The organism is Ochrobactrum sp. 19YEA23 (assembly GCF_029909865.1).
In the GTDB taxonomy this organism is placed as follows: Bacteria; Pseudomonadota; Alphaproteobacteria; order Rhizobiales; family Rhizobiaceae; genus Brucella; species Brucella gambitense.
This window is the reverse complement of sequence record NZ_JASAMQ010000013.1, coordinates 97,744-104,492: the sequence shown is the minus strand read 5'-3', so window position 1 is coordinate 104,492 and position 6,749 is coordinate 97,744. Positions and strand designations below refer to the sequence as shown.

Sequence of the window (6,749 nt, the reverse complement as noted above, 5' to 3'; positions counted from 1 at the left end):
GTAGAAAACCGCTTCGGGCGCATCAATATGCTGGCAGAGCCCATCCAGTGGCTTACCGACAATGGTTCATGCTTCATTGCGAAAAACACCGCGTCTCTGCTCCGGGATATCGGTATGGAACAGTGCAGAACACCAGTGCGCAGCCCGCAGTCAAATGGAATGGCTGAGGCTTTCGTCAAAACATTCAAGCGCGATTATGTCCGAATAAATCCGACGCCGGACGCCGAAACCGTCATGGCTCAACTGCCATTATGGTTCGAGCACTATAACAATCTTCACCCGCACAAGGCTTTAGGATATCAATCTCCACGAGAGTTCCTGAGCCGAAATGCTCAAACCTGAAAATGTCCGGTTTTTAAGGGGCAACTCCAAACGGCATAGCCGGATAGAGATTGCGATGGCCCGGCGCGATACGGTACTTCATCACGCGATGAAAATCGGCCCGGCTGTATTTCCCAATGCCGTAGGTCGGGTCCGGCGTAATGTTTGTTGAATGCAAAGTGCCGAATGGAGTCTTGATAGCGACGCCGCCTGCCGCCATTGGACCTTCCGGCAGAGAATGGCAACCGAAACAATCGGCGGCGCGCGCCAGTTCCTGGCCACGGGGGACAAGCACCTGCATCTGTTCCGCCGACAGGGCTGCTTTCAGATCGGGGCTCACGGATGACGTTCGAAACACCCCCAACAAGACCGACAGCCCACCTGCGATGACAACCAACACGACAGCTATGATAAAATGATAAAGACGCTTGTGTTTCATGTCCGACCGCCGCGCTCCCGATTAACCGATGACGCAGCCGGGCGTCGCCAGAGCGACATCAAGGATGGCCTCATAATAACGGACGTAACCGGTACAGCGACAGATGTGGACGTCGAGCGCATCTTCGATCGCCGTCTCCAGATCGGCGCGCTTCACGGGCTGCCGTTTGAGTTGCTCGATAAAAACGGTAGCGCCCGCGACAAAACCTGGCGTGCAGTAGCCGCACTGAAAGGAAAAGTGGTCGATAAATGCCTGCTGAACGGGTGTCAGCGCGAGAATATTGCCGGTCACATCGCGCTGCGCATGACCTTCAATCGTCTGGATCGACTTGCCGGCAAAGAAATGAGCGTCATAGATGCATGTACGGCTTTCGACTTTGGTGCCATCAGGCTTAACCTCGATAACAGTACAAGCATGACAAATGCCCTGACCGCATCCGAAATGCGTTCCAGTCAAATCGAGATATTCATGTAGAAAATCGACCATTGGCATTCCAAGCGGGACATCCATCGGCCCGACAATGGCGCCATTGACCGTCAGGGTAAGTGGTCGCTTTTCCATGCTCATCCCAAAACCCGTTGATGATCAGTAGTGCGACGTATTCTTATGTAATCGTCAGCACGCATTATATAGCATTCTAATTTAGTTAGGATTAATAATCCCCGTATAAACAATATTAGCAAATCATCTTCGCATATCGAAATTAAATTCGATTGAATATTTATTCAATAGGCAAATGGCAACTTCATATTTCTATCAATGACGTGAAACTGTATAATCCAAAAGCTACAAATCCGGGATGAAAATCAACATATTCGGCTTCGCGCCGAAAAACCCCACAACAATCGCATTCTAATTTGAAAGCGTGGCCCAAGGATTGGGGCCCTGTCGAGTGCTAACCGCTCCAAGTAATGAATAAAGAATTGCAATGAAATATCTTTGCGGAATCTAGACAGCCTGAAAAACCCCATTATTATATTAGATATGCACCATCTATAGAATAGAGATCGGTTAGGTTGGGGGACTGCGGTGTATTTTCTCAAAGACCCTGTTATAGCACTCTTTGTCTCCCTCGCAATCGGTTATCTTATTGGCAAACTGCGTATAGGCCTGGTTCGTTTGGGTGGAGTTTGCGGAACATTGCTGGCAGCACTGGCAATAGGGCAACTCAGCGTGCGCATTTCGCCAGACCTGAAGGACAGCGCATTCACGCTCTTTATTTACGCTTTGGGGTTCACAGCAGGACCCCAATTCTTCGCCAATATTCGGGGCGGTTGGCGCTATGGAGTATTCTCCATAATCGAAGTCGTGTGCGTCACCATCCTGGTCTCCGCAGCGATTGTTCTGTTCAAGCTCGACATTGGAACAGCGACCGGACTTTTTGCTGGATCTGCGACCGAATCTGCGGTCATCGGAACAGCATCGCAAGCGATCTCGCATCTCGCGATATCACCGGAGCACATCGAACAATTACAGGCCAACGTCGCGACGGCCTATAGCCTCACTTATCTGTTCGGCCTTATCGCAATTGTGGTTTTCACCACCCAGCTTGCACCGATGCTTCTGAAAGTCGACCTTAAAACCGAAGCACAGGCATTGGCCCGCAAACTGGGCTCGGAAGACGATGACGAAGACCAGGTTGAAGGCTTACCCATGTTCGTTGCCCGTGCTTTCCGCGCGGGATCTCTAGCGGGACGAATGGTTGGCGATCTGGAAAAAAGCTGGAACTGGACCGTTACACTTGCGCGTGTCCGCAGACATGGGAAAATCCTCCAAACGGACGCCGACTTTCTTATGAAGCCGGATGATATCGTCATTGCACACGGACGCCGCAACGCCGTTATTGCGGTTCAGGATTCCTTTGGAGAAGAAGTCCCCGTGCCAGACGGCACCAGTTTGGCGCTTGCAACCCGGGAAGTCGTTCTCATACGAAAAGAGGCCTTTGGGCGCCAGATTCGCCAATTGCGCCAGCTGGCGTCACCAAATCTGCGCCGGGGCGTGTTTATATCCAGCGTCCGCCGTCTCGGACAGGCTGTTCCGGCATTACCGGGCACAGTTCTCCATGAAGGTGACGTGTTGACCCTTTATGGCCAAGAGGAGCCCGTCACACGAGCGATACAGGCGTTGGGCAAGGCCCTGCCCAAAGTTGGCAGCACTGATTTTGTGTTTCTCGGACTTGGTATCGTCGTTGGTCTTCTACTCGGCCAATTTTCCCTTAATATTCGCGGCTGGGAACTGTCACTAGGGTCGGGCGGCGGGGCTTTGATATCCGGCCTGGCATTTGGCTGGCTCAATATGCGAAACCCAACCAGAGGCGGGTTTCCGGTTCCTGCTGCAGAGTTTGCGAAAGATTTCGGACTGGCTGCTTTTATTGCAGCAATAGGACTGAGTGCCGGACCTGACGCAATCAAGCTGATCATGGAGTACGGACTTATCCTTCCCCTGCTTGGCCTGGTCGTTTCATTCGTACCTGCGCTCGTGTCGCTATTTGTCGGCGCAAAACTCATGAAGATCGACACACCAATCCTTCTTGGTGCGATCGCCGGTCAACATTGCAGCACGCCAACAATCAGTGCACTCGTGTCTCAAGCGGGGAACTCAACGCCAGTCATCGGATACACGGTTACCTACGCCATCTCCAACGTGCTCTTGCCGCTTATGGGGCCAGTGATTGTGGGCATTGCTTCGACATTAGGCAGTTAACGCCCCCTGAAATTCATCAACCGACATGCAGACCCGGTGCTTCCTGACCGGTGCTCTCGACATATTCGGTGTAGCCGCCACCATATTGCTGGATACCATCGGGCGTGAGTTCCAATACGCGATTGGAAAGTGCTGCCAAGAAGCGGCGATCATGCGATACAAAAAGCATCGTGCCTTCGTAAGTTGAAAGCGCCTTGATGAGCATTTCCTTTGTATCGAGATCGAGATGGTTCGTCGGCTCGTCGAGCACGAGGAAGTTCGGTGGATCAAACAGCATCGCAGCCATGACCAGCCGGGCTTTCTCACCACCCGACAGCACACGACATTTCTTTTCGATATCATCTCCGGAGAATCCGAAGCAGCCAGCAAGTGCGCGCAGAGGAGCCTGCCCTGCCTTTGGAAAGCGCTGCTCCAGCCATTCGAGAATGGTGCTATCACCATCGAGAATATCCATCGCGTGCTGTGCGAAATAGCCAAGTTTCACACTGGCGCCAAGATTAACGATGCCCTGATCCGGCTCGGTCGCACCGGTGACAAGCTTGAGCAGTGTCGATTTACCGGCACCATTGACGCCCATGATGCACCAGCGCTCACGGCGGCGAACCATGAAATCCAGCCCATCATAGATTGTGCGGCTGCCATAGGATTTGTTGACGCCCTTGAGACTGACCACATCTTCGCCAGAGCGGGGAGCTGGCAAAAAATCGAACGCCACAGTCTGACGACGGCGTGGAGGCTCTACGCGGTCAATCTTCTCAAGCTTCTTCACGCGGCTCTGTACCTGCGATGCATGGGATGCACGCGCCTTGAACCGTTCAATAAACTTGATTTCCTTGGCCAGCATTGCCTGTTGGCGTTCGAACTGGGCCTGTTGCTGTTTCTCATTCAGCGCACGCTGGCCTTCATAGAAGGCATAATCGCCAGAATAGGAATTCAGCGAACCGCCATCAATTTCGATAATCTTGGTGACGATGCGATTCATGAACTCGCGATCATGCGAGGTCATCAGCAATGCGCCATCATAATTCTTGAGGAAGGCTTCCAGCCAGATCAGGCTTTCGAGATCAAGATGGTTGCTTGGTTCGTCGAGCAGCATCACATCGGGCCGCATCAGCAGAATGCGGGCAAGCGCCACGCGCATTTTCCAGCCGCCGGACAATTTGCCAACGTCACCGTCCATCATTTCCTGGCTGAAGCTCAAACCTGCAAGAACTTCTCGCGCCTTGCCATCCAGCCCATAACCGTCAAGTTCTTCATAGCGAGCTTGAACCTCTCCGTAACGTTCGATGATCGTGTCCATCTCATCGAGACGGTCGGGATCGCACATTGCGGCTTCAAGCTCGCGCAGCTCCGCTGCTACGATGCTGACCGGTCCTGCTCCGTCCATGACTTCGGCCACAGCCGAACGCCCGCCCATTTCACCGACGTTCTGGTTGAAATAGCCTATCGTCACGCCTTTTTCGACCGTTACCTGCCCCTCATCCGGCAGTTCATCGCCGATGATCATACGGAAAAGCGTCGTCTTTCCCGCACCATTCGGCCCGACAAGACCAATTTTTTCGCCGCGATTGAGGGCCGCGGAGGTTTCGATGAACAGAATGCGATGGCTGTTCGACTTGCTGATATTATCGATACGGATCATAAACGTGGGAGGCCTTGTAATAACTTGGCCTCCCTATGGCACGCCTTGCACGCGCTGTCACGGGGTACGGCTGGCTGGCACTGTCTTTTTCAGCGCTCGCCAATGAGCGCCGTCGCGCTAACTGCTGCATAAGCGCATGAGGAATTTCGGCCATATATCCCGGCGACGAATGCTGATCCGCGGCAATTCAAACAGATCATCGGCTGGGTCAGTCCGTCGTCTTACTGTCGTCGTGGCCGTTTTGAACCCAGCTTCTTTGACCATCTCGCGATGAATGGCATTGTTCTCTCCATATGGAAAACAGAAACCTGAGACTTCGCCACCCAACACATCCTCCAAAACCATCTTTGATTGGGCGATCTGCCTTTTTGCTTCATCGTCCGGCGTCGCGGTCAGATGGACATGATCGAGTGTATGGGCGCCGACCTCATGCCCCAGCGCTGCCCACTCGCGCAACTGGGTGACGGACATTAACGGCGTCTTCGGAACGCCGAGCATCTGATCCCAGACATTGCTTCCGCCCACCTGATTGGCGACGAAATAATTGGTTGCCGTGAAGCCATAATCTGCAAGTACTGGCGCGGCGTTTTCCAGTACGTTGAGAAAGCCGTCGTCGAAAGTAATGGCCGCCACGTTGCCGGTCTTCTCGCCCTTGATGTATGGCAGAGCGTCACGCAGCGATAGGCCGCGATAGCCCGCCCTCTTCAACCATTTCATCTGGCTTCGGAACCGGGCCGGATGCACCAGCAATCCATGGAAAGGCATATCCTTTTGCGGCAACGGTGCGATCTGGTGGTATAAAAGAATGGGTATCCGCATTCAACCGTCCCTCATCAGCACTTCATGGATAGGATCTGCGCCGATCCCGCCCGATAGAATACTTTCGATCTCCACGATCCGGTCGCGCCTGCGCTGTAACCGTTTCCCGATACGACCAAGGAAACGTCGGCGCTTCTTTGCCTCCCGACTGGCCTGCAGGTGTTCGATATAAACCTGTTCAACCGGGTCATTTTCAAGATTATCGAATATCCAGCAAAAGGACACAGGAAGCCTGGTTATCGAATAGTCGGGCGCGATCTTGGCAGTGTCGTGCCCCACAATCTGCTCCAGCACCAGTTGATCCCATATTTCCGGCGCATCCATGCACCCTTTCTGCCAAGTCTCCAAAAGAGCAAGGGCGGTTGGGCTGTCGTTAATGAGCACAGTTCCGCTTAAAAGGTGGCCACTCTTTTCATAGTAGACAGCGATATCGCTGCGAATGGACAGTAGTTCCGGCCACGGATCACGATGAAATACAGCATCCACATCGACATAAAGCAACGGACCTCTGACGGTTTTGCGCTGCTCCAAAAGAACGCCGGGCTTTAGGCCAGCATTGCGCACCCAGCTTCCGGTATTTTCAACTGCAATGCAGATGATCTTTAGCCCAAGATAGCGAACGCTCGTCAGCAGGCGCTCCTTCTCCTGTTCGTAGAAACTGTTCGTCGTGTAGAAGGCAACAATTGTTCCCGTCGGCCCGGTATTGATCCGCCTTCTGGACGCCAGTTCCGCCAGCGTTGGAAACGCCACCGCCATCGAACGATGCGCCCGGCTCCATGGCCGAAGCCTATCGAAAAGCCTGTAGAACATAGTGGACCCATTGAT

7 protein-coding genes are annotated in these 6,749 nt (G+C 53.3%); 2 read left to right on the top strand and 5 right to left on the bottom strand.

The genetic code is table 11. The annotated features are described in order from the left end of the window. Positions 1-342: integrase core domain-containing protein (locus tag QBD01_RS23270; RefSeq protein WP_280994726.1), on the top strand; the 342-nt coding region annotated here is incomplete at its 5' end. A gap of 13 nt (positions 343-355) precedes the next feature. Here QBD01_RS23270 and QBD01_RS23265 read toward each other — a convergent pair. After that, entirely contained in the window at positions 356-760 is a 405-nt protein-coding gene (locus tag QBD01_RS23265) for a hypothetical protein (protein WP_280994725.1), read from the bottom strand. Positions 761-781: 21 nt separating this feature from the next. Continuing rightward, a complete protein-coding gene (locus tag QBD01_RS23260; protein ID WP_280994724.1) occupies positions 782-1,321 on the bottom strand; it encodes a 2Fe-2S iron-sulfur cluster-binding protein in 540 nt (179 codons plus the stop codon). Between the two features lie 468 nt (positions 1,322-1,789). Between QBD01_RS23260 and aspT the strand changes: the two genes are divergently transcribed. Further along, positions 1,790-3,463 carry an aspartate-alanine antiporter gene (gene aspT / locus QBD01_RS23255; protein WP_280994723.1) on the top strand — a complete coding sequence of 558 codons (1,674 nt, stop codon included), beginning with the start codon at positions 1,790-1,792 and terminating at the stop codon, positions 3,461-3,463. 16 nt (positions 3,464-3,479) lie between these two features. Here aspT and QBD01_RS23250 read toward each other — a convergent pair whose 3' ends face one another. The 3 genes from QBD01_RS23250 to QBD01_RS23240 all read right to left on the bottom strand — a co-directional run bounded on the left by QBD01_RS23250 (position 3,480) and on the right by QBD01_RS23240 (position 6,680). Beyond that, on the bottom strand, positions 3,480-5,105 hold the full coding sequence (locus QBD01_RS23250) for an ABC-F family ATP-binding cassette domain-containing protein (protein ID WP_280994722.1): 1,626 nt from the start codon (positions 5,103-5,105) through the stop codon (positions 3,480-3,482). Between the two features lie 117 nt (positions 5,106-5,222). Next, positions 5,223-5,924, bottom strand: a complete 702-nt coding sequence (locus QBD01_RS23245) for a polysaccharide deacetylase family protein (protein WP_280994721.1) — start codon at positions 5,922-5,924, stop codon at positions 5,223-5,225. Beyond that, a complete protein-coding gene (locus QBD01_RS23240; RefSeq protein ID WP_280994720.1) occupies positions 5,925-6,680 on the bottom strand; it encodes a putative nucleotide-diphospho-sugar transferase in 756 nt (251 codons plus the stop codon). Positions 6,681-6,749: the final 69 nt, after the last annotated feature.

Coding starts and splice junctions, on each gene's coding strand:
- QBD01_RS23265 (WP_280994725.1), bottom strand. CDS start 760: ATGAAACACAAGCGTCTTTATCATTTTATCATAGCTGTCGTGTTGGTT.
- QBD01_RS23260 (WP_280994724.1), bottom strand. CDS start 1,321: ATGGAAAAGCGACCACTTACCCTGACGGTCAATGGCGCCATTGTCGGG.
- QBD01_RS23250 (WP_280994722.1), bottom strand. CDS start 5,105: ATGATCCGTATCGATAATATCAGCAAGTCGAACAGCCATCGCATTCTG.
- QBD01_RS23245 (WP_280994721.1), bottom strand. CDS start 5,924: ATGCGGATACCCATTCTTTTATACCACCAGATCGCACCGTTGCCGCAA.
- QBD01_RS23240 (WP_280994720.1), bottom strand. CDS start 6,680: ATGGCGGTGGCGTTTCCAACGCTGGCGGAACTGGCGTCCAGAAGGCGG.